This window comes from Nitrospira sp. ND1, assembly GCF_900170025.1.
Classification (GTDB): domain Bacteria; phylum Nitrospirota; class Nitrospiria; order Nitrospirales; family Nitrospiraceae; genus Nitrospira_A.
In genome coordinates this window covers 2,058,834-2,079,677 of the sequence record NZ_FWEX01000006.1, presented here as the reverse complement: position 1 = coordinate 2,079,677, position 20,844 = coordinate 2,058,834, and the positions used below count along the sequence as shown (strand labels likewise).

Genomic DNA, 20,844 nt, shown 5'->3' with positions numbered 1-20,844 from the left:
AACAGGGAGTGGTCGAACTAGTCGGCTGTGGAAACGAACGCCTGACGTCTATTCGGGCCGTCTCTTTGCGAGCCACTTCTGCCGGCGGCGCTGAGCCTCTCGCTCTTTCGCCTTCTTCCGAACGCTCGGCTTTTCATAATAGCGGCGGCGCTTCAGTTCGCGGAACAATCCTTCGCCCGCCAATTTCTTCTTGGCGACCTTCAGGGCTTTTTCGACGTTGTTATTGAAAACCTTAATTTCCATCGTCAGCTACCTTCGACTCTCTTTCACCGAAGTTTCAGGATATTCAACATGTTTTGGGCCCACGAATCGAAGGGCGGAGTGTAGCATAGCGATTTCGCATCCACAAGCATTTGTTCCGCAACGGAGAATCGCTCTCGAATCGAGGCAATAAGCAGCTGATTTGGTTGAACTTTCATGTTCTCCTCGACCATTCCGAGGCACCCATCGATGACGGCATCGGCAAGACGAAGGCCCATCTTCAGATCCGGCTGAAGCTCCGGTTTCGTTTGCGTCAGGAGACCCCGCAGCAAGGGGATGAGTTCGCAAGACAGCTTCACAATTTCCAACGGCGTTTCTATCGCCCCCAGCAAGTTCGATGAGAGTTGGAGCGGACGGTCAGGGTGGGTGATCGGAAGCTTTCTCGCCTGGAGCACCCGCCCATAGGCATCTCGATCCGCTTGCGCCAATTCGTGGAGGCGGGTGCGAATTTCGGATAAGCGCGTTTCAATCGCACGCGCGCGAGTCAGCTTCGCCACCATCATTCCCAACCCGGCCGCAAACGCCGCCGACTGGGCCCCCACGCTGCCGCCGGTCTGCCCCTGAAGCTCCGGCATCTTCCCGTCCGGCGCCCCGACCTTCTCGGGCGACGGCGACTGCTCCTTCACCGGCTGCGACGCCGCCATCCGCCCGATCGCCTCCCGCGATTCGGGACGGTCCAATCGCGACTCAAGCACCTGTCGTCCGTCGAATTGGTTGAGACAGAGCGCCTGCTGCGCCGTCTCCATGAGCGCCTGTTCGGGAACCAACCCGACGATCTCTGTGCCGGCCACCTCCACACCACGAGCCGCCGCTTCCCGCTGCACCGCCGCAAACACGACATGGAGCGGCGTCTCTTCATGGTTCGTCAAATTCATCGATACCTGCACGAGTTGTTGGCTTTTCAGCTCCACGCCGATCGCTTTGACGTACGGGAGCCCGCCGCTTGACTGGCGCACTACCTTGGCGATGGCCCTGGCAACCGAAAGATCGCGGCTCTTCAAATTCACGTTGAAGGCGATCAGCGGCCATCGCGCCCCCACCACCGTGGCCCCGGCCGTCTGGTGCAGGAGCTTCGGGCCGAAATCCGGCACCCACGCAGGGTCGTTTGCCATCCGATCCGCCAGTCCCTTCAAGCCACCCTTCCGAATCCACTCCAGCTGTTTCCGCTCGGGCCTGGTCGCCGCCTGTTCGTACAGAAAGACCGGGATCTTCAATTCATTCCCGATACGCTGGCCGACCATGCGAGCCAGTTGCACACAATCCTGCATGCTGACGCCACGAATCGGCACAAACGGCATCACATCCGTCGCCCCGACGCGCGGATGTTCGCCATGATGGTTTCGGAGATCGATCAACTGGGAGGCCATCCGCGCCATCTGATAGGCCACCTCGGCCACGGCATAGGGCCTACCGGCAAAGGTTACGACGGCCCGGTGATGGTCCGGATCCTTCGTTTCATCCAGCAGGACAACGCCGGGGACTGAGCGGACGACTCCGGCTAACGCGTCGACGATCTCGGAGTTCCGTCCCTCGCTGAAGTTCGGGACACATTCAACAACCTGACTCACGACGTTCCCTCTCTCACCCGACCCGGTCCGCCCCGCTTACCCTGAAAGTCCGAGACAACAAAAAAGCCGGAGGCTGGTGATCATGCCCTCCGGCTTTGCCTAACAGGACGGCCCCGCGTTCGCGCGCCTGTCGCTGCCCCTACTTGGTTTTCTTGACGAAGGCCTTATAGATCCGCTTGGACGCACTCTGCTCCTCTTCGAGCCCCACCATTTCGTGGCCGGTCGTCTCACACCAGGCCGGCATATCCTTCTTGATGCCTTCATCGTCCGACACGACTTCCAGCACCTGACCGGTCGTCAGTTCCTTGATTTTCTTGGACGTCAGAATAATCGGCATCGGGCAAAAATACCCGAGCGTATCGAGTTTCACATCAGCCTGCATCGTGCCGCTCCTCAACCCCTCGCTTAGATAAACAGATTGACGCTGCCCTGCTTGGCTTCGGCCAGGTAGGTCGTCACACCGGCAAATTGGTCGATTCCGTCGATCAACGTATCTTTCGTGATGCCCATCAGGCCCATTGTCGTCGTGCAGGCGATGAAGCGAACACCGAGCTCCAGCGCCGTCTCCATGAGTTCCGGCACACCCGGCATACGATTCTGCTTCATCACCACTTGCATCATCTTCGTGCCCAGCCCCCAGAAATGGAAGCGGGACAGCGGCAACGTCTCGGCGCCGCCCTTGTTGAGGAACCCGAACATCCGACGCAGCCAGTCAGACGCGGAACTGCTCGCGCCTTTCTTGCGGATCGTATTGAGGCCCCAGAACGTAAAGAACACCGTGACCTGCATCCCCATGGCGGCCGCACCGGTGGCGATAATGAAGGCGGCCATGGCCTTATCGAGATCTCCGCTCAGCAACACAATCGTCACACGATCCGGTTTCGCCTCGCGGAGTTCCGCCAGTGCAGCGGTGGGCTCGATTTGTGCGGTTGTCATGAGGGTACCTCGTCTCTCGGAGTAGGGATATGGAGTCACATACGATGGAAATTGACTATAGTCTCCGCTTCTTTTTCTTGTCAAGAAATGCGGGTCAGAAGCGGGGTTTGGCCATCCAGATCGTACCGTCTGCGGCCTTCGCCCTAGACTGCCGGTTGCTTGACCTGTTGCGGGCCCGCCGTTATAGTCCATTCGGCGGCGAACCGTCTCACGCATCGCGACAAACCAGGCGACTGCATCACTCATGAGCACAGACCTCATCACCGAACTCAAACCGACCAAGAGCGCCCCGCTCTACGGCTTCTGGTATCCGGCGACCACGAGCACGGCTCTGGCTGTCGGCCAGATGCAAACCCAGGTGATGTTAGGACAACCGATCCTCGTCTGCCGTGACCGCCAAGGCAAGGTGGCGGCGATGCGCGACATATGCCCCCATCGCGGCATGCCGCTCTCGTTCGGACACTTTGATGGAGAGCGCGTCGAATGCGCCTATCACGGATGGCAGTTCGATACCGGTGGCCGCTGCCGCCATATTCCGGCACTCGTGGAAGGGTCCCCGCTCCAACCCGAAAAGATCGGCATCACGTCCTACCCCTGCCAGGATCAGGATGGGTACGTGTGGGTGTTTCTCCCGGATCCGCAACAGCCGAAACAACCGGTTCCGGAACTCCCGCGTCTCCCGCTCCCGTCCGAACCCTATCGCATGATCCAGATTTCGACGATTCTGGACTGCACCATCGACGACGGCATCGTCGGACTCATGGACCCGGCCCACGGTCCCTTTGTGCACCAAAGTTCCTGGTGGCGGACCAAAGCCAGCATGCACGACAAAGCGAAGACCTTCGAGCCGATCCCCAACGGGTTTCGCATGGTTCCCCATGCGCCGTCGAAGAACAGCGGACCCTACAAGCTCCTCAACCGGCTCTACGGCGGGCCCTTGACGACGACCATCGACTTTGTGCTCCCCAACCAACGCTTCGAGTTCGTGCAGTGCGGTTCGATGTACGTCTCTTCGCGCGCCACGGTCACGCCCGTGGGCGAGCAACAATGCCGGATCGATTTTGCCGCCGCCTGGAATATCCTGCCCTGGCTGCCCTTTGCCAAGCCGCTGTTCCGTTATTTCGCCAACATCTTCATGAAGCAGGACAAGCAGGCCATGGAGCGGCAAGCCGTGGGACTGAAATACAAACCGGCGCTCATGCTGATCGATGACGCCGATACGCCCGCCAAGTGGTACTACAAACTGAAGGCCGCCCATCTCGCCGCCGTCCAGACCGGACGTCCCTTAGACCATCCGCTGAAAGACCGCGTGACGCTTCGCTGGAGAAGTTAGCCGACCGCGCTATTTGAGTTGGTGACTCGTGCCATGATTGGGCTCAGTCAAGAGCGCCATGGCCCGACGAATCTGGTCGCGGGATCCGAGCAGCGTGACGACATCGCCGGCCTGCAGCCGCACGGTTTCAGATGGATTGGACTGAGTGACCTGGCTGCGAGTCCAGGCAATCACCGACGCGCCGGTCCGTGGGCGAATGGAGAGTTCCGTCAGCGACTTTCCCACCGCCGGAGCCTCGTCATCGATCCGGCAGGTTTCCACCTCGACATCGGTCAACGTGCCTCCGCGGAGATGATGAGCCAGCTCCGGCATCTCGCTCCGCCGCAACAGCGCATACCCTTCGCGCCTGATTTGTTCCGCTTTTCGTGCCACAAATTCCTGCGGCAAACTATAGGTGCGCAGCACCAGGGCAAAGATTTCAATCGAGGTCTCGAACTCTTCCGGCACCACATCGTCCGCACCCAACTGATGCAACTCTTCCAACTCTCTCAAATATCGCGTCCGCACGACGATGTGGAGCTTCGAATTCAATCCTTTGGCCACCTTCACCGTTCTCCGGGCCGTGAACGGATCGGACAAGGCCACGACCAGCACTTTGGCGTCGTCGATCTTCATATGCCGCAGCACGTTGGCATTCGAGCCGTCGCCGTAGTAGATCGGCACGCCATGACGCGCCTCGCGGCGCACCGTTTCGCCGTCCAGGTCGAGGGCCACATGCGGGATTTCGGTCTCGCTTAACACGCGGGCGAGGTTTCGACCGTTGAGCCCATAGCCCACAATAATGACGTGGTCTTTGATCCGGATCTGGGAACCTTCCATCTGCTCGACATGCGCGGCGGTGCGGGTCGGCATCCAGCCCCGGACGCGCTGCATCGCTTCGATCCGCCGCCCCAGATCGGGCGACCATTGCATCAAAAACGGCGTCACCACCATGGTCAGCACCGACACCGCCAGAAATAACTGATACTGATCCCCGGTGAACAAACCGGCATCCTGCCCCTGTTGCGCCAGGATAAAACTGAATTCGCCGACCTGCGCGAGCGCCACCCCGACCAACACCGACGACCTAGGCGGAGCCCCGGCCGCCACCATCGCCCCACTCCCGGTGACCAGTTTCCCGACAATCACGGCCAACAACAGGCCCAGCACAATGAACGGATGCTCCAGCACCACCCGTATGTCCATCAAGACGCCGATCGACACGAAAAACAGGCTATTGAAACTGTCACGGAACGGCAGGACTTCGGCCAATGCCTGATGGCTATATTCCGACTCAGAAATAACCAGCCCGGCAATAAACGCCCCCAGGGCGAGGGACAGTCCGCCCAGCGACGTCAGCCAGGCAATACCGAGACAGAGCACGATGATCGAGAGCAGAAACAGCTCACGGCTTCGACTCCGCACGATATGGCGCAGGAGCCGCGGCACAAGATACCAGGCTGCCGCAACGATCAACCCGACCACAATCGCCGCCTTGACCAAGGTCATCAGTACCGTCCCCATCGCACTCCCGCTCGGAGTGCCCAGGATCGGCGTGACGAGCATCATCGGAACGACGGCAAGGTCCTGGAAGATCAGAATCGCAACGGTGGCGCGACCGTGAAACGAATCACTCTCACCCTGTTCCGAAAGGGCTTTCAGCACGATGGCCGTGCTGCTTAATGAGAGGAGAAAGCCCCAGAAAATCCCTTGTTGATACGAGAGGCCCACCGCCAAAGCCCCGAGCAACGCCAGGACAAGGACGCCCCCGGTTTGAACCGGCGCGGCAACCATGAGAATGCGCCGGGCAGCCGCAAAGTGTGCGGAGGAAAATTCCATCCCGATCGTAAAGAGCAGCAGCACGATCCCGATCTCAGCCAGGACCTGCACCTGCGACACATCGGGAATCAGATGGAGCCCGTGCGGCCCGATCAGGGCTCCGGCCACCAGGAACCCGGCAATCGATGGAAGACGAAACTGATGAAATACAAAGACCACCGCAGTGGACACTGCATAGATCACCAAGAGATCGCCGAGAACTGCGTAGTCGCTCATCGTGTCATGGGAGTCGATTTGTGGTGGCGAACGGTCCGGATACGTTGCCGTGACGCAGCATACCGTAGGGACCTCAGCGGGACAAGGAGTTCCGCTTGTCCGACCACCCGCGCTCGGTTAGAGTAGAGCGCACCACGTAGGACAATGTGAGCCGGGGAGGCCGCTCTGCGCGCCATCATGTTCGACTTCAACGGCGTCATCGCCGACGACGAAACGCCGCACCTGCTTTGCTTTCAGCAGGCGTTGGCCGAAGCGGGACTCAGCCTGAGTGATGAGGAGTACTACGGCACCTACCTGGGTATGGATGAACGAACCTGCGCGACCGCATTATTGGAACGACGCGACGGGAGCTGCGACCCGGCGATTCACGCCGGGATTATCGAACGAAAGGCAGGCTTGTTTCGCGCACATACGGCTCTGCACAAACCCGCATTGTTTCCCTGGGTCACCGAGTTCGTGCAGCGCGCGTCGGGAGCGTACCGGCTGGCAGTGGCGTCCGGAGGCAGACGCGAACAGATCCTCGCCGCACTCACCGGCACCCCCATCGAACAGGCATTTGAGTTGATCGTGTCCGCAGATGACTGCGCCGTAGGGAAACCGGACCCTGCGATCTATGAGTTCACCCTCAGACTGCTGAACGCCCGTAGGCCTCGTCCACCGTTGCTCAGGGCAAACGAGTGCCTGGTGATCGAAGATTCTCGGGCGGGAGTTCTGGCAGGCCTGAAGGCGGGCATGCGCGTCCTCGCCATTGCGACGACCTACCCGGCATCCCAACTAGCGGAGGCGCACCTGGTCCTTTCAACGCTGGATGGAGTCGACCCGGCAGGCCTCGCCCGGCGACTCTTTTAGCCACTGGACCAGAAGGGATGATTCATGCTGTGGTGCAGCGGCGCAACCGGCAGGACTTAAAACGGAATGCGAATGCCCATCTGAAATTCGTTCGGCATCATGCCCTTGCCCAAACCTAACGAGTCACCCAAGAGGTTTTGCTGCGGGAGTCCCGGCATGGGACCGAGGGCCCGATCCCGTTCCGTCACGTATCCACCGCCGAATCCGGCCCCCACATAAGGGATCAGAGTCTGCTCACTGACCTGCACGCGACCACTCAACATGGGCGCCTGCCGAAAGATGTCGACTTGCCTCTCACTCGTTGCCGGAGCCTGGGACAAGGCGTTCGATGATTGGCTACGCAACTCACTCCACGTCGCTGTCTCGGTCGAAGGCGCTTCTGCCAGCGCAAGGTCCTGCCCCGCCAGCATCAGCCATCCTGCTGCGAGCAACGACCAAATCATTCGATTTCTTTTCACGTCCACTAAAGCCCTTTGCATAAAGGGGGAAACTCTATTTCTAAGGAAGGTCTGATTAATTCACGTTTCCACTGAGAAACCAGTTACTGGTGTGAACACTCTGGGCTATCCGGTGAGAATCTGCTGGTCCGTGAGCCTTTTTGTGGGCTCACCCCCTGTCCAATGGCCCACGGCCGCCCTGCGGACACACGTCGCCTACGTTCCCGCCAAGAGGCGTCGTCGCGCCAGATACAGATTCGTTAAGCCGCACGTGACGAAGAGCCAATTCGTATTCTTCGCCAGCCCCCGGTAGCGGACTTTGCCCCAGCCAAAGATCTGTTTCATCACTAAGAACACGTGTTCGACTTTGGCCCGCACCTTCGACTTGGTGCGGTTCCGGGCGCGCTCGGTTTCACTCAGCGGCCGATGGCGATGCGCTTTCGTCTGCACGAAGCTCTTGGCCCCAGGCACGTGCTGCTGAATCACGTCGCGTTGGCCACTATAAGCGGCATCGCCCCACACCCGCGTCTCCTGTCCATGCAGTAGGTCCGGCAACACCTGACTGTCATGCACATTGGCGGCGGTGGCGGCCACGGAATGAATCAGCTTCGTCCGGCTGTCTACTCCAATATGGGCCTTCATCCCGAAATACCACTGGTTGCCCTTCTGGGTCTGATGCATCTCGGGATCCCGCTCCTTCTGGCGATTCTTTGTCGAACTGGGGGCGCTGATGATCGTGGCATCCACGATGGTCCCCCGGCTGATCTGCAGCCCCTGCTCGGCCAGATACGTCCGGATCAAGGCAAAGAGTTGCTCGCCCAACCGATGGACTTCCAGGAGATGCCGAAATTTGCAGATGGTCGTCTCATCCGGTACAGGCTCGCGCCCCAGATCAATGCCCACGAACTGCCGCATGGCGCGGGAGTCATACAGGGCCTCCTCCACCGCCGGGTCAGACAGATTGAACCAATGTTGCAGGAAATGGATACGGAGCATTCGCTCACCTCCGACCGGCGGACGCCCGGCCCCCTCCGCCTTGGGATAGTACGGCTCGATAACCGCCGCCAGTTCGCTCCACGGAATCACCTGCTCCATCGCCGCCAGAAACCGCTCGCGGCGGGTCGGTTTCCGATACTGTTCAAAGCTCGCTTCTGCAAAAGTCTGTTGCGACATGGGGGCGCCTCCTGATCGGTGTTGCGCTACCCGTAGCACATCACGCGCGAGGAATAAATCAGACCTTCCCTAATTTACTCCATACTCCCAGCTGCAACAAGTACCGACTCAGCATCCCAGACAAGTCGGCTCGCAACGACTCGAGACGCCGCGCCACGCGACTCATCTTAATTTGCCGGGACGGTTTGACTGCGCTTACCGACAGCAGAATGGAACCGCGTCGCAGAACTGCAAGGACAAAGGACGATCCGGCACTGGCGGGGAACCCTGGAACATCACGTTCACACGATCAAGCAATTCAGGGCCATTGCACCCGTCGTCGCACATCCCCTCTGCGGGGACATCACCGAACGCTTGCACGGGTTCGAGCAACTCTGCTGATTTTTATCGCACTACGCGACCAGGTGGGTGCGGAGGTGACCGAGTGGCTTGACGAGCTTCTCAGCCACCCCCCGGGAGAGACGCTGCAGGAACACGCGCTCCACATGCCATCACACCTTGTAATACGCCCGATACCATTCCACAAAGCGGGCGATGCCGGTCTCGATAGAGGTCGCGGGCTTGAAGCCCGTATCACGCATGAGATCCGCGACATCGGCATAGGTCGCAGGCACATCGCCGGCCTGGAGAGGGAGGAAGTTCTTTTGGGCCTTCATGCCCAGCGTCTGTTCCAGCACCTCGATAAATCGCAACAGCTCGACCGGCTGGTGATTGCCGATGTTGTACAGCCGATAGGGTGCGGAGCTGCTGCCGGGGTCGGGGTTGTCACTCGCCCAGGCCGGGTCGGCTTGAGCGGGCCGATCGAGCGTACGCAACACTCCTTCGGCGATATCGTCGACATAGGTAAAGTCACGCTGCATCTTCCCGTGGTTGAACACGTCGATGGGCTTTCCTTCCAGAATCGCCTTCGTAAAGAGAAACAATGCCATATCCGGACGGCCCCAGGGCCCGTAGACAGTAAAGAACCGTAATCCCGTAATCGGGAAGCGATACAGGTGCGCATAACAATGCGCCATGAGCTCGTTCGCCTTCTTGGTCGCGGCGTAGAGCGACACGGGATGATCGACATTGTCGTGCACTGAGAACGGCATCTTCGTGTGGCCGCCGTACACCGAACTCGTGGAGGCATAGACCAAGTGCTCGGCCTTGTGATGCCGACAGCCTTCGAGAATGTTCAAGAACCCGTCGATGTTACTCGCAGTGTAGGCATGCGGATTGACCAGTGAATAGCGGACACCGGCTTGCGCCGCCAGATGCACCACGCGCCGAATGGGATGCTGTTCGAAGAGCGCCGCCATACCCGCACGATCGGACAGATCCAGTTTGACGAATTGAAATTGGGGATGAGAACTCAGGCGCGCGAGCCGCGCTTCTTTGAGGCGCACGTCGTAGTAATCATTCAGATTGTCCAGACCGAGCACAGTGTCACCGCGATCGAGCAATCGCCGGCTCACATGAGACCCGATAAATCCGGCGGCGCCGGTGACGAGCACTAATCCTTTCCCAGACCCCATATCGCTCCCTTCCTTTCCTAACAGGCTGTTGAAAAAGCTCGCCGGCATCGTTCTCGCAAGACACTGCCGCCTCACCGTCTCGACGGCGTTCACAAACGTGACGCGCTGTATTCAGCGCGTCGTGAACCTCAGAAGCTCACCATACGGCCACGTGCATAGAGCCTGTCTCGGCAGGCTCGGGGTGGGCGGGTAAGAATGAGCACGATTCGCCTCTTCGCTTGCTGTGGCCTTGCTGGACGACCTTTCTGAACAGCCTGCTCACCGATTATCGTCCGCCACGCTTCATGAACGCCGGATCCCCGTGATCCAGTCGATAGAGCGACAAGGGCGCCAGGGCCTCGGCCGCGGATGACACCTGCACCGTCCCGTCACCGCTGCTCCGGAACAAATCCAACGCATGAGCGCGATGATACCCGCACCCTCGCACTCCGAGAAGATCTTTCAATTTTTCCGGCTGCTCCCAGTTCGCCGTGAGAAGTGCCGTGCGTGCCGGATTGCGCTGGCTGAACATAAACGACAAGTGATCGGGATACCAGTCGGCACCGCCGGTGGCATAGGACACAAACAGCTTCGCTTGGGCGACGGCACAGAGCTCGTCCAGATACCCGTTCGTGAGGTACCCGTTCTCCCCGACTTCGAGCCAAAGACCAGGGTGGGAGAGGGGCGCATGGGCGGCATAACTACGGATTTCCTGCAGCTGTTGTTGAGAAGCCAGAACCAACGAGATAGGACCATATTTCTGGACGAGCTGCTGAATCACCTCTTCCTTGATGGCCGACCGGCCGCTGTTGGTCGGACCGCTGTCCGCATGCACCAGCACGTTTTGCCCGCGATCGGTCACAAGGTAACAGTTTCTCGGCATCTCCAAATCGCAGGGATCTTCGCCGTAAAACGGGACGGAGACCACGGCGCCGCCGTCGAAGTTCCAAGTCTCCCCGTGCGCCAGTTCGACGATGTGAGTAAATCCCAGCTCCCGAAGCAGCGGCAGGTAGTCGTAGAAAAACTTCTTCCTATTGCGCCGGCTGGGAATCACGATCGGCACGTCTTTCGGCACATGCAGCAGGGTCCGGGGATCCACGTGGTCATCGTGGTCATGGGTCAAAAAGATCGCGGCCGGTTTCGGCAACATCGAGCCCCAGAGGCTCGGCACATTCGACTCCGCGAACCAGGGCAACAGCCAGGGGTCAAACAACAGGAACCGGTCCTGCTGTCGATACATCAACGCGGCATGGCCCAGATGAATCATGTCCCGATCTTGGGTATTGGCCAACCACTGGTCTCGAATCGAGGCGTGCTTCGTCGGCGTGAGGCATTCGTATTGAACCAACAGCTCCACCAACTTGGTCAACAGCCGTTCACCGTCCCGTCCGGCCGTCGCCACGATCGTCTGAATCGCCCCGGCCTGCTGCGTGCCATCCAACATCCCCAGCAGTTTTCCGACCACCGGTCCCATAGGACGCTCAAACGGCACAGGAATCGCCTGACGTTTCACGGCATTGAAGATTCGCAGGCCGCTGTTGACCACGGTCGCGGATTTCGTCGCATCGAAGGGATGCGACCAGTGAAACTGCCCATCCGGCTGACGCCGGGCCGTAATGTGCTGACTCAGCTGTTGTCGGGAATTGACCAGCTCGGCATAGGCGTCTTCCAGCCGTACCCTGGTCTGTGGGTCGCCGAGTGTCGCGCGACGGGAGAACACATCGCTGATGGCGGTTTCCACACAGGCAAGAAAGAGGCTGTGGGCTTCGTGCAAACTCGCCACCACCTCCGGGGCCACACCGCCGATGAAGGGGAATGGCCCCGGCGGCTGATTACTCTCAAGCTGCACCCACACCCAGGGGGCCAACCCGACATACTGATCGCGCGGCAATGTATCCCAAATACCCATGGTGGTCAGGCGGGAGGCAAGAATTCCATCCTGCTGATCGTCGGTTCGTATAACGCCTGAATGACATTCCCGTCCGGATCAGTAAAGTAGAAGGAGTAGCTGCCGTCGCGATGTTGCTTGGGTGGCTTGGCGACGGTGGCCCCGTAGCGTGCCCCATCCTGTTGGACGTCCCGGAACAGGTCATCTACATGCGCCGGGCTGTCCATGATCACACCGACATGATCGAGCAACTGTCCACGCAACGGCTGGTACTGAGCCAGCTCGGCAGGCGCGATCTGATGCAGGGCCAGGTTGTCGGACCCCGAACTGAAATACACATTGTCCGGATCGGGTTCCCACACCACTTTCATGGCCAGGAACCGCTCATAGAAGGCGCGCGACCGGGCAAGATCGGTCACACGAAGGGCCAGATGTCGCAAGCCTCGATGGGTCGGCACGTCGGAATCTCCTTGGCCGTATAGTAGGTGGGGGCCTGTCACCTCGTCAATCCTCATTCTCCTGCATCGGCCCACCCCGAGTGCGCACATTCTCTGCCCAAGCCGTGTCTGAATTCTTCGCCGCTGTGGTACGATCTGCCATCGTCTTTTTCGAACCAAAGGAGTGTTGAGCTATGGTGGCACGATCCGTCCTCGCAATAGTGGTGGCGCTCATCGGACTGAATGTGAGTTCGCACGCATTCGCAGCGCAACAGGCGGCGCTCCCCAAAGAGATCACAGGAAAGGATGGCGCGCCGTTGGTCCTGATTCCGGCAGGCTCGTACCCGATGGGCGTGCCGACCGGAGACCGCGACGGCGGACGCGATGAATACCCCCGCCACGTCATCGAGATCACCGATTTCTATATCGACAAATATGAAGTGACGAACGGACGCTACCTGGAATTCGTGAAGGCCACGAACCACCGTGTTCCGCAGAATCCCAAGAACCCGACCCGTAACCTCTGGGAAGGGATCGGCATTCCCGCATCCCTGGCCGACCGTCCGGTGATCAACGTCGATTGGGCCGATGCCGATGCCTACTGCAAGTGGGCCGGCAGGCGATTGCCGCGGGAGGCCGAATGGGAGAAGGCCGCCAAGGGCAACAACGACTGGCGCTTCCCCTGGGGCAATGTGGAACCGACCGACAAACACCTCAACTTCAACCAGAAGTGGATCGGCGAAAAAACGCTTATGCCGGTGGGCAGCTACGAGAGCGGAAAGAGTCCTTACGGTGTCTATGACATGGCCGGCAATGTCTGGGAATGGGTCAACGACTGGTACGATGCGAAGTACTACGAAAAGAGCCCCGACAAGAATCCCCCGGGACCGGCCAGCGGCGAGAAGCGGGTCATTCGAGGCGCCGGGTGGCAGAATGAGACTCCCACGGTTCGTATCTTTACCCGTGTGGACAGCGATCCGACCATTCGAAACGAATCAACCGGGTTTCGATGTGCGATGGACGCCAGGTAACTCAGTCGGCATGGTAACCGGTGGTTGAATCACGGAGTACGATGGCCGGTGCAGGGTTTAACGGGTTGACCGTCGCCGCATTTGAATCGCGCATGGCGGCGGAAATGACGCGGCTGATCGAGCGCCACGGCGGCAAGCCGCTGGTGGCGCCGGCCTTGCGGGAAATTCCGTTGGAAGACAACTCTGCCGCGCTGCAATTCGGCGAGCTGCTGCTGACTGAAGGCCTCGACGTGCTGGTCCTGCTGACCGGGGCCGGCACGACCACCCTCTTCGAAATCCTGCACAGCCGTCACGCCAAAGACACGATCAAGAATGCTTTAAAAGAGACGGTGCTCATTGCGCGCGGCCCCAAACCGGTGGCCGCACTCAAAGCTCTGGGATTCCAACCGACGTTGACGGTCCCGGAGCCCGACACCTGGATGGATGTCGTCTCCACATTGGACGCCCACCGGCCGGTCAAAGGGTTACGCGTGGCGGTGCAAGAATACGGGGTACCGAACCGCGACTTGGTGGAAGCGTTGAAGCAGCGCGGGGCCAATGTGGTTTCAGTCCCCGTCTACCGCTGGGCGCTCCCGGAAGACACGGCTCCACTCAAACAGGTCATCAAGCAGATTCTGGCCGGGCAGGTGCAGGTGATGCTGGTGACCAACGCCGCACAGATCGATCACGTGATGCTGGTCGTCGAGCAGGAAGGAACGACCACGCAGTTCAAAACAATCTGCCGGCAACCGGTCATCGCATCAATCGGCCCCACAGCCAGCGAACGCATACGCAGCCACGGCCTAACCGTAGACTTCGAGCCCTCACACGGAAAGATGGGGATTCTGGTGAAAGAATGCAGCGAGACGGCCCACTCGCTTATGGCGAGGAAAGCGGGCTCGTGACGGGAGGAAGCTTGACGGCTACTCCATGCTCAATCGTGAATGATATGTGCCCTCGGTGTGCGCCTCGGTTGGCATAGGCTTCGTAGACTCTGCCTTCCTCCAACGCGACGAGGTGATTGCCTGAGGAGCCCTGGATGAAAAACCCGCGCGGCACCTCGCCGAACCGAATCGCTCCCGCTGCGAGAGCCTTGATCTCGGGCAACTCATCCAGCGGTTTGAGCAGCTTCTTGCCGTCTTGCATCCTGTACAGCGATGACTCTTCGTAGGTCGAAACCTCCCATCTCGCGCCGGAGTAGTGAGAGACGACTCCGAACCGGCTTAGAGGTGCGGGATCCGGTGCATCGTTTTCGTGAACGATGAATAGAACTGATCCGTCCTCATTCACAATCTCGATGTTGAGATCCTCAATCTGACAGGCTGCCAGCAGCAGAACAAGGCTCATCAGGCCTGAGACGAGCTGATTGGTCCTTCGCTGTGTGGGAATTGCCAGGTGAGGCACCTCCGACTACTTCGCTTCGGTCGGCTGCCCTGAGGTCGCTTCGTTCACGTCCCTTGCACAGCGGAACCCCATCCAATTCATTTTGGTATTGGGATCCGTGCCATTGCGCTGCGCGACACGCACACTGGGGGTGCTATCGATCCAGCCACCACCGCGAAAGCTCCGTTGGCTGCCGGTCTCCGGACCTTTTGGATTCTTATCCGGTCCGGTGGTGTAGTATTTCGGGTCGTACCAGTCTGCGACCCACTCGGCCACATTTCCCGCCATCTGAAACACGCCATAGGGGCTGGCGGCATTGTCGTACTTGTCGACAGAAATGATCGGCGGATAGAGCAACAGCCGCTCGGGGCGGTCTCGCACCGGTCCTGACAGGCCCGTACGGCCAAAATTCGCCCTAGAGAGTCCGGCCATCTGATTGCCCCAGGGATAAATGCGCCCATCTTCACCGCGCGCGGCCTTTTCCCATTCCGCCTCGGTCGGCAACCGTTTCCCCGCCCACTTGCAGTACGCCTCTGCGTCGAACCAGGACACGTGCATGACCGGGTGACTGACCATCGTCTCCTGAAAATTCCCGCCGTCGTACTGCCAATCGATGAGGGGGTCGCGGTTCGACGCCAGGACAAACTTCAAGAACTGCACCGTGGTGACTTCATACTTGTCGATCTCATAGGCATCGAGATAGATCTTCCGCTGAGGAAATTCGGCCAGGTAAGAATTCTTGTCGACTTTTCTATCGCTCCCCATGAGGAACTCGCCCGCCGGGATACGGATCATCTCGTCATGCGCCGGCAACTTGGCGCGCTCCATCGCCAGCTTCTTGCCTTCCGGCGTCCATTCACGAACGACATCGGCAACATCCAGCGCATAAAGGGAACCAGTCATTCCTAATACCGCGACACCCAGAGCCCATACAGTCATTCCAGCCTTACGCACAATGCTGCTCCTTTATTTACCGATCATCGCTTACATCGGCTGCTGACTGGAGTCTGCGGCAGCCGGCTGGTGATCGAACTCTTCCAATGGCTCGAAATTGAGCGGCAACTGAAACAGATAATCGATCAGAGGCCTGAATTTGACGTGCTGGTACTCGACAATCCAGCTCCCGTCTTTCTTGGCCAGTTTCATCGGAAAGTGGATATCGGTCGCGAGCCATTGATAGTAGACCTCCGTCCGCTCGCCTTCCTTCACCGTCACTTCATAGAGCGTGGTCGGATGCCCCTCGCGCGTTTCCGTCCCGATCTCTTCGCGCGACACCTCCCCCTCCAGCCGCTCCGACACTTTCAGATCCTGCTCCGCCTGATACGGCACGGTCTTGAAGTGCTTCATACGCGACAACAGGAGCCAGACCACCTTCTTATCTTTGCGCACGATGCTGATGTTGACGGGCCCCATCGTGTGATGTTCGATCCGCCACATGTTGTCACGATAGAAGATGTTGGACTTCTGGGTTCGACCATTGATCTTGGTGATCTGATCGGCCGTAAACTCCAGCGCCCCGACCTCCGCGGCGGCCAGGCTCCAGAGCATCGCCAGCAATGTCACCAGCCTGCCCACCCACATCCCGCGTATCCTACCGATGCCAGGTCCGATTTTTCCAGCCCGCTTGCGACACATGACGATGCTCCTACTCTCGGCCTCCGAATTACCCTTAGTACCCTTGCTGATCCATCACCCACACCACCCATCGGCATACAGCCCCGAGCCGCCACTGAGGCAGGCACAGGACCAGCCCAACAAGAGAACCAGATGCCCGTGGACATCCTCCCTGCGCCTCAACCAGCTGCTGTGTCGGTAACAACCGGTATCACGGAAGGGCGGCCCGCAGCGCTGATTCAGAGAGACCTCGCTGCATGCGCCGCGGCTGGATCGGCCTGCCCGGCATGGTGACCGGGCAGGCGTGCGGCCTCTGAGAGAGGGGGTGTTCGACTTACGACTTGGCCTTAATACACTCGATGTCCAGCTTGATAAAGACCTCGTCTCCAACTACCAGCCCTCCGCTATCGAGGGCTTTGTTCCACACCATGCCGAAGTCTTTCCGGTTCACTTTGCCTTCGGCCGTAAATCCGGCCCGGGTATTCCCCCACGGATCCTTGGTCACCCCGTTGAAATTGCCTGTGAGCGTGACCTCTTTGGTCACGCCATGCAGAGTCAGATCACCGACGGCGGTATAGCCGTCGCCCGTCTTTTTGTGGCTCTTCATTTTGTACGTGATCGTCGGATACTTCTCGACATCGAAGAAATCGGGATTGCGCAGATGCGCGTCGCGCTTTTCATGGTTGGTCGTCACCGAGGCCGACTTGATCGTCGCTTCGAGCGCCTTGACCGTCCCGGCATCGGGGTCCATTTCGATAAATCCCGTGTAGTCTTTGAAATGCCCGGTGGTTTTTGAAATCACCATATGGGCGACCTTGAACTCCACGATCGAATGATCCAGATCCACATCGTATCGCGCCGTCTCGGCATGCCCGAGCGTCGCGCCGAACAGTACCGTTGCACCAATACTCCACATGGCCATCGCACGACCGATCCGATTCGTCATAACTACTCCTTTGCAGGACCGCTTGCGGCGGTGCCTTCCTTCGGTGATGGGGGCACGACAGGCTTGGACGGTTTTTTCTCGACCGTCATCTGCACGTCGCGGGTCGCGACTTTCGCCCCCGTTCGCATGCGCACATGCACATCGACGACATCGCTGTTGATATCCGGCGGTATCGGAGGGAACGGATGGGCGTGGATGATCGTTTGCAACCCGGCGTCGTTGACATCCCGCGCTCCCGAGCCTTTCTCCAACTGAATCAACTGCGCCACACCGCTTGCATACATCTTGAAATGCACACGCACCGTCTCGCTGCTGGGAGCCCGGCGTATCGAGCGTATCTGCCGGCTCCAGTTCCGGCTGATTAAATCGCTCACTTGTTTCCAATAGGCTTTGGATTCTCCTGGAGGCGGTAGGGGCAAGAGATCTTCCTCGGCGATGGTCGCGTTCACCGCCATCACCTGTTCCGTCGCCTTTTGTACGGCCTCGGCATCGGCTTCAGGGCTCTCGGCAGGCGGCCCGGGAACCACCTCGGCTTCGGCTTCTTCGACCGGCCGGTCGCCGAGCGTGACATAGACATCACGCTTGAGAAACTCTTCGAGCCCCGTGATTTTTGCGCGAGCGAACGACACCCGAATCCGCACGGCCTTCGGATGCACGGTGGTCCGGCTCTTCAATATGGAATTGGGCTCCAGAATCGCTGTGCCCTGAAAGACCGCGGGAGCGGCGTCTTCGCTCAACGATACCGTCTGACTCTGAAAGCCGGGAGACTCGATGATCGCCATGACGGACTCGGTTCCTGCGGGCACCCCGCCAAGGGTGATGCCGAGCACGACGTCCTTGCCGACCTGGACGGATCCATCCGGCTCCGTGCTGACCAGTTCGAATTGCGCCCACCGCTTCGCGGGCGTCGGCGTCGAGGCAGGAGAGGCACCGGCTGCGGCCTGGGCAGCCATGATCAGAAGGCCTAGTACGAGCCAAAATCCGCCGAGAGCCGGGCCCGGAACCCTGCCGAACGTGTATCGCATCATCGCATCCTACCCAGGAGCCCTACCCAGTTCAACCCGTATTTTGCCCCCGCCATTCGGACGAACGGCATGCTCACATTCAGGCAGGAAACCGCCTAAACTAACCTGGCCGGGCAAGTTCTCGCTTCGGCTAGGCATTTCCCACCGTCTTGTTATAATGAGCCCATGCGCGCACTCGTGAAGACCGACGCTCAACCGGGGCTGACCTATACTAATCGCCCAGATCCCACACCCGGCCCATCTGAGGCCGTCATCCGGGTCAAAGCCACGTCGCTGTGTGGAACCGATGCCCACATCTATAACTGGGATGCCTGGGCTCACAGCCGCATTCATCCTCCCAGGACAATCGGACATGAAATGTGCGGCGAGGTAGTGGCCGTCGGGGCGGATGTCACGCTCGTGCGCGTCGGCGACTATGTCGCAGCCGAATCGCACCTGACCTGCGGCGCCTGCTTTCAATGCCGCACGGGCCAGGCCCACGTGTGCAAGAACTACCGGATTCTCGGCGTCGATCTGGATGGCTCGTTTGCCGACTACGTCGTGCTCCCTGAAACCGTGCTTTGGAAGACGTCTCCGGACATTCCGCCGGAGCTGGCTTGCCTACAAGAACCTTTGGGCAATGCCGTCGATGCGGCCCTCGTGGAAGACTTGACCGGCCACACCGTTCTGATCACCGGCTGCGGCCCGACCGGCCTGTTCGCGGCGGCCGTCGCCCGCACCGCAGGAGCCGCTACCATTATCGCCACCGACGTCAGTGATTACCGCCTGAGCCTGGCCAAACAAGTGGGCGTCGATCACGTATTCAACGCCAAGACCGACGGCCCGGAGGCCATTGCCGCAGCGATTCTCGACATCACGAGGGGAGAAGGCGTCGATGCGTCGTTGGAAATGTCCGGACATCCCACGGCCTTGCACCACGCCTTCCGCTCGGTGAAAAACGGCGGCCGCGTCACACTGTTCGGCATTCCCACCGGCCCCGTCACCTGCGACCTCGCCAACGAGGTCATCTTCAAAGGCATCCGTGTCCATGGGATTACCGGTCGTCGCCTGTTCAGCACCTGGTATCGCCTGGCCGGCCTCTTCAAAGCCGGCCTCAATATCCGCCCCGTCCTCACCCATACCTTCCCCCTCAAAGACTTTGCCCAAGGATTTGAATTGATCAAATCCGGCCAATGCGGCAAAGTAGTCCTGTTTCCATAGGTCACTCATGAGTGAGGAGGCTGCGGCTTCCTGTTCACACCTGACGTTTCACCTCTCACGAGGAAGATGGCCTACACCTCGCTCAAAAAAGCCGCCGAACAACAACTGGCAGAGATCCGTGCCGCCGGTCTCTACAAGACCGAACGGCAGATCCTGAGCCCGCAGAGCACCGAGATTCAGGTGGCACAGGGGGACGTCGTCAATCTCTGCGCGAACAATTACCTCGGGTTGGCGAATCATCCGGATGTGAGGCAAGCGGCCGCCGACGGACTCAGAGAATTCGGGTATGGCATGGCGTCCGTGCGATTCATCTGCGGAACGCAACGACTGCACAAAACCCTCGAAGCGGCGATCAGCACCTTCTTCGGCACTGAAGACACCATCCTCTATAGCTCCTGCTTCGACGCCAACGGCGGACTGTTCGAAACCCTGCTGGACGAGCGGGATACCATCATCAGCGATGCCTTGAACCACGCGAGCCTGATCGACGGCATTCGGCTCTGCAAAGCCGCCCGTCTGCGCTATGCCCATGCCGACATGGCCGAGTTGGAAACACGACTGGGGGAATCGGCATCGAGCCGCGTGCGCATGATCGTGACCGACGGGGTGTTTTCAATGGACGGCGATCTGGCGAAGCTGGACCGCATTGTGGAGCTGGCCGATCGATACGATGCCGCCGTGGTCGTCGACGACAGTCATGCCACCGGAGTGTTGGGGAAAGGCGGGCGCGGCACTCCGGATCATTTCGGAGTCGCCGGGCGGATCGACCTCGTCACGAGCACCCTTGGCAAGGCGCTGGGCGGGGCAACCGGAGGATTTACCACCGGCAGGCAAGAACTGATCGAGCTGTTACGACAACGCTCACGGCCCTATCTCTTTTCGAATAGCTTGCCCCCAGTCATCGCCGCAGCGGCACTGAAGGCCATTGAGTTGGTGGAACGAGGCGACGACCTGCGCCATACCTTGATGGAGCAGGCCCGCTGGCTCCGGGGGCAGCTGACCGCTCTCGGCTTCACCCTCATGCCCGGCACCCATCCCATTATTCCGGTCATGCTGGGGGAAGCAACGATAGCGACACAGATGGCCGACCGCCTGCTACAGGAAGGGATCTACGTGGTGGGATTCAGCTATCCGGTCGTACCGAAAGGACAGGCTCGCATTCGCCTGCAGCTGTCTGCAGCCCACACCCGCCCGCAACTTGAGCGGGCTGTCGCCGCCTTCGCGAAGGTGGGTCGCGACCTCAGGGTGATTGAATAA

21 protein-coding genes are annotated in these 20,844 nt (G+C 59.7%); 6 read left to right on the top strand and 15 right to left on the bottom strand.

Features of this window, described 5'->3' with window-relative positions; all coding sequences use genetic code 11:
* Positions 1-48 precede the first annotated feature (48 nt).
* The 4 genes from rpsU to NSND_RS14550 form a co-directional block, all read right to left on the bottom strand.
* Positions 49-243, bottom strand: coding sequence for a 30S ribosomal protein S21 (gene rpsU / locus NSND_RS14565; protein ID WP_013250651.1), 195 nt, complete (start codon positions 241-243; stop codon positions 49-51).
* Positions 244-266: 23 nt separating this feature from the next.
* Entirely contained in the window at positions 267-1,829 is a 1,563-nt protein-coding gene (gene ftcD, locus NSND_RS21040) for a glutamate formimidoyltransferase (RefSeq protein ID WP_143833565.1), read from the bottom strand.
* 139 nt (positions 1,830-1,968) lie between these two features.
* A complete protein-coding gene (locus NSND_RS14555; RefSeq protein WP_080879692.1) occupies positions 1,969-2,211 on the bottom strand; it encodes a sulfurtransferase TusA family protein in 243 nt (80 codons plus the stop codon).
* Between the two features lie 23 nt (positions 2,212-2,234).
* Positions 2,235-2,765 carry a DsrE/DsrF/DrsH-like family protein gene (locus NSND_RS14550; RefSeq protein ID WP_080879691.1) on the bottom strand — a complete coding sequence of 177 codons (531 nt, stop codon included), beginning with the start codon at positions 2,763-2,765 and terminating at the stop codon, positions 2,235-2,237.
* Between the two features lie 244 nt (positions 2,766-3,009).
* Here NSND_RS14550 and NSND_RS14545 point away from each other — a divergent pair, with 244 nt between their 5' ends.
* On the top strand, positions 3,010-4,098 hold the full coding sequence (locus tag NSND_RS14545; protein ID WP_080879690.1) for an aromatic ring-hydroxylating oxygenase subunit alpha: 1,089 nt from the start codon (positions 3,010-3,012) through the stop codon (positions 4,096-4,098).
* Positions 4,099-4,107: 9 nt separating this feature from the next.
* Here the strand turns inward: NSND_RS14545 and NSND_RS14540 are convergent, their stop codons facing one another.
* Entirely contained in the window at positions 4,108-6,132 is a 2,025-nt protein-coding gene (locus NSND_RS14540; RefSeq protein ID WP_080879689.1) for a monovalent cation:proton antiporter family protein, read from the bottom strand.
* A gap of 177 nt (positions 6,133-6,309) precedes the next feature.
* Here NSND_RS14540 and NSND_RS14535 point away from each other — a divergent pair, with 177 nt between their 5' ends.
* Positions 6,310-6,981, top strand: a complete 672-nt coding sequence (locus NSND_RS14535; protein WP_080879688.1) for an HAD family hydrolase — start codon at positions 6,310-6,312, stop codon at positions 6,979-6,981.
* Positions 6,982-7,037: 56 nt separating this feature from the next.
* Here NSND_RS14535 and NSND_RS14530 read toward each other — a convergent pair whose 3' ends face one another.
* The 5 genes from NSND_RS14530 to NSND_RS14505 all read right to left on the bottom strand — a co-directional run bounded on the left by NSND_RS14530 (position 7,038) and on the right by NSND_RS14505 (position 12,430).
* The gene (locus NSND_RS14530) at positions 7,038-7,424 is read right to left on the bottom strand and encodes a hypothetical protein (RefSeq protein WP_080879687.1); all 387 of its coding nucleotides are present in this window, start codon (positions 7,422-7,424) and stop codon (positions 7,038-7,040) included.
* Positions 7,425-7,634: 210 nt separating this feature from the next.
* A complete protein-coding gene (locus NSND_RS14525) occupies positions 7,635-8,591 on the bottom strand; it encodes an IS5 family transposase (protein WP_080879686.1) in 957 nt (318 codons plus the stop codon).
* A gap of 491 nt (positions 8,592-9,082) precedes the next feature.
* Positions 9,083-10,105, bottom strand: coding sequence for an NAD-dependent epimerase (locus NSND_RS14520; RefSeq protein ID WP_080880892.1), 1,023 nt, complete (start codon positions 10,103-10,105; stop codon positions 9,083-9,085).
* Between the two features lie 265 nt (positions 10,106-10,370).
* The gene (locus NSND_RS14510; protein WP_080879684.1) at positions 10,371-11,993 is read right to left on the bottom strand and encodes an MBL fold metallo-hydrolase; all 1,623 of its coding nucleotides are present in this window, start codon (positions 11,991-11,993) and stop codon (positions 10,371-10,373) included.
* Between the two features lie 5 nt (positions 11,994-11,998).
* Positions 11,999-12,430, bottom strand: a complete 432-nt coding sequence (locus tag NSND_RS14505; RefSeq protein WP_159450799.1) for a VOC family protein — start codon at positions 12,428-12,430, stop codon at positions 11,999-12,001.
* A 173-nt stretch (positions 12,431-12,603) separates the two neighbouring features.
* Here NSND_RS14505 and NSND_RS14500 point away from each other — a divergent pair, with 173 nt between their 5' ends.
* On the top strand, positions 12,604-13,440 hold the full coding sequence (locus NSND_RS14500; protein ID WP_143833564.1) for a formylglycine-generating enzyme family protein: 837 nt from the start codon (positions 12,604-12,606) through the stop codon (positions 13,438-13,440).
* Between the two features lie 41 nt (positions 13,441-13,481).
* On the top strand, positions 13,482-14,324 hold the full coding sequence (locus tag NSND_RS14495; protein ID WP_080879682.1) for a uroporphyrinogen-III synthase: 843 nt from the start codon (positions 13,482-13,484) through the stop codon (positions 14,322-14,324).
* Here NSND_RS14495 and NSND_RS14490 read toward each other — a convergent pair.
* The 5 genes from NSND_RS14490 to NSND_RS14470 form a co-directional block, all read right to left on the bottom strand.
* A complete protein-coding gene (locus NSND_RS14490) occupies positions 14,299-14,823 on the bottom strand; it encodes a hypothetical protein (RefSeq protein WP_143833563.1) in 525 nt (174 codons plus the stop codon). The genes NSND_RS14495 and NSND_RS14490 overlap by 26 nt on opposite strands.
* A gap of 6 nt (positions 14,824-14,829) precedes the next feature.
* Positions 14,830-15,756, bottom strand: coding sequence for a formylglycine-generating enzyme family protein (locus tag NSND_RS14485; RefSeq protein ID WP_080879680.1), 927 nt, complete (start codon positions 15,754-15,756; stop codon positions 14,830-14,832).
* Between the two features lie 30 nt (positions 15,757-15,786).
* Positions 15,787-16,383: a hypothetical protein gene (locus NSND_RS14480; RefSeq protein WP_080879679.1), complete on the bottom strand. Its 597-nt coding sequence runs from the start codon at positions 16,381-16,383 to the stop codon at positions 15,787-15,789.
* Positions 16,384-16,750: 367 nt separating this feature from the next.
* Entirely contained in the window at positions 16,751-17,362 is a 612-nt protein-coding gene (locus NSND_RS14475) for a YceI family protein (RefSeq protein ID WP_080879678.1), read from the bottom strand.
* Between the two features lie 2 nt (positions 17,363-17,364).
* Positions 17,365-18,390, bottom strand: a complete 1,026-nt coding sequence (locus NSND_RS14470) for an energy transducer TonB family protein (RefSeq protein ID WP_080879677.1) — start codon at positions 18,388-18,390, stop codon at positions 17,365-17,367.
* 162 nt (positions 18,391-18,552) lie between these two features.
* Between NSND_RS14470 and tdh the strand changes: the two genes are divergently transcribed.
* Both tdh and NSND_RS14460 read left to right on the top strand, forming a co-directional pair.
* On the top strand, positions 18,553-19,587 hold the full coding sequence (tdh, locus tag NSND_RS14465; RefSeq protein WP_080879676.1) for an L-threonine 3-dehydrogenase: 1,035 nt from the start codon (positions 18,553-18,555) through the stop codon (positions 19,585-19,587).
* Positions 19,588-19,653: 66 nt separating this feature from the next.
* Positions 19,654-20,844, top strand: a complete 1,191-nt coding sequence (locus NSND_RS14460) for a glycine C-acetyltransferase (protein WP_080879675.1) — start codon at positions 19,654-19,656, stop codon at positions 20,842-20,844.

Excerpts from the sequence above, each read along its gene's own strand:
- NSND_RS14535 (WP_080879688.1), top strand. The coding sequence starts at position 6,310 with ATGTTCGACTTCAACGGCGTCATCGCCGACGACGAAACGCCGCACCTG.
- NSND_RS14555 (WP_080879692.1), bottom strand. The coding sequence starts at position 2,211 with ATGCAGGCTGATGTGAAACTCGATACGCTCGGGTATTTTTGCCCGATG.
- tdh (WP_080879676.1), top strand. The coding sequence starts at position 18,553 with ATGCGCGCACTCGTGAAGACCGACGCTCAACCGGGGCTGACCTATACT.
- NSND_RS14475 (WP_080879678.1), bottom strand. The coding sequence starts at position 17,362 with ATGACGAATCGGATCGGTCGTGCGATGGCCATGTGGAGTATTGGTGCA.
- NSND_RS14530 (WP_080879687.1), bottom strand. The coding sequence starts at position 7,424 with ATGATTTGGTCGTTGCTCGCAGCAGGATGGCTGATGCTGGCGGGGCAG.
- NSND_RS14500 (WP_143833564.1), top strand. The coding sequence starts at position 12,604 with ATGGTGGCACGATCCGTCCTCGCAATAGTGGTGGCGCTCATCGGACTG.
- NSND_RS14510 (WP_080879684.1), bottom strand. The coding sequence starts at position 11,993 with ATGGGTATTTGGGATACATTGCCGCGCGATCAGTATGTCGGGTTGGCC.
- NSND_RS14495 (WP_080879682.1), top strand. The coding sequence starts at position 13,482 with ATGGCCGGTGCAGGGTTTAACGGGTTGACCGTCGCCGCATTTGAATCG.
- NSND_RS14545 (WP_080879690.1), top strand. The coding sequence starts at position 3,010 with ATGAGCACAGACCTCATCACCGAACTCAAACCGACCAAGAGCGCCCCG.
- NSND_RS14520 (WP_080880892.1), bottom strand. The coding sequence starts at position 10,105 with ATGGGGTCTGGGAAAGGATTAGTGCTCGTCACCGGCGCCGCCGGATTT.
- rpsU (WP_013250651.1), bottom strand. The coding sequence starts at position 243 with ATGGAAATTAAGGTTTTCAATAACAACGTCGAAAAAGCCCTGAAGGTC.
- NSND_RS14540 (WP_080879689.1), bottom strand. The coding sequence starts at position 6,132 with ATGAGCGACTACGCAGTTCTCGGCGATCTCTTGGTGATCTATGCAGTG.
- NSND_RS14460 (WP_080879675.1), top strand. The coding sequence starts at position 19,654 with ATGGCCTACACCTCGCTCAAAAAAGCCGCCGAACAACAACTGGCAGAG.
- NSND_RS14525 (WP_080879686.1), bottom strand. The coding sequence starts at position 8,591 with ATGTCGCAACAGACTTTTGCAGAAGCGAGCTTTGAACAGTATCGGAAA.
- NSND_RS14470 (WP_080879677.1), bottom strand. The coding sequence starts at position 18,390 with ATGATGCGATACACGTTCGGCAGGGTTCCGGGCCCGGCTCTCGGCGGA.
- NSND_RS14480 (WP_080879679.1), bottom strand. The coding sequence starts at position 16,383 with ATGTGGGTGGGCAGGCTGGTGACATTGCTGGCGATGCTCTGGAGCCTG.
- NSND_RS14550 (WP_080879691.1), bottom strand. The coding sequence starts at position 2,765 with ATGACAACCGCACAAATCGAGCCCACCGCTGCACTGGCGGAACTCCGC.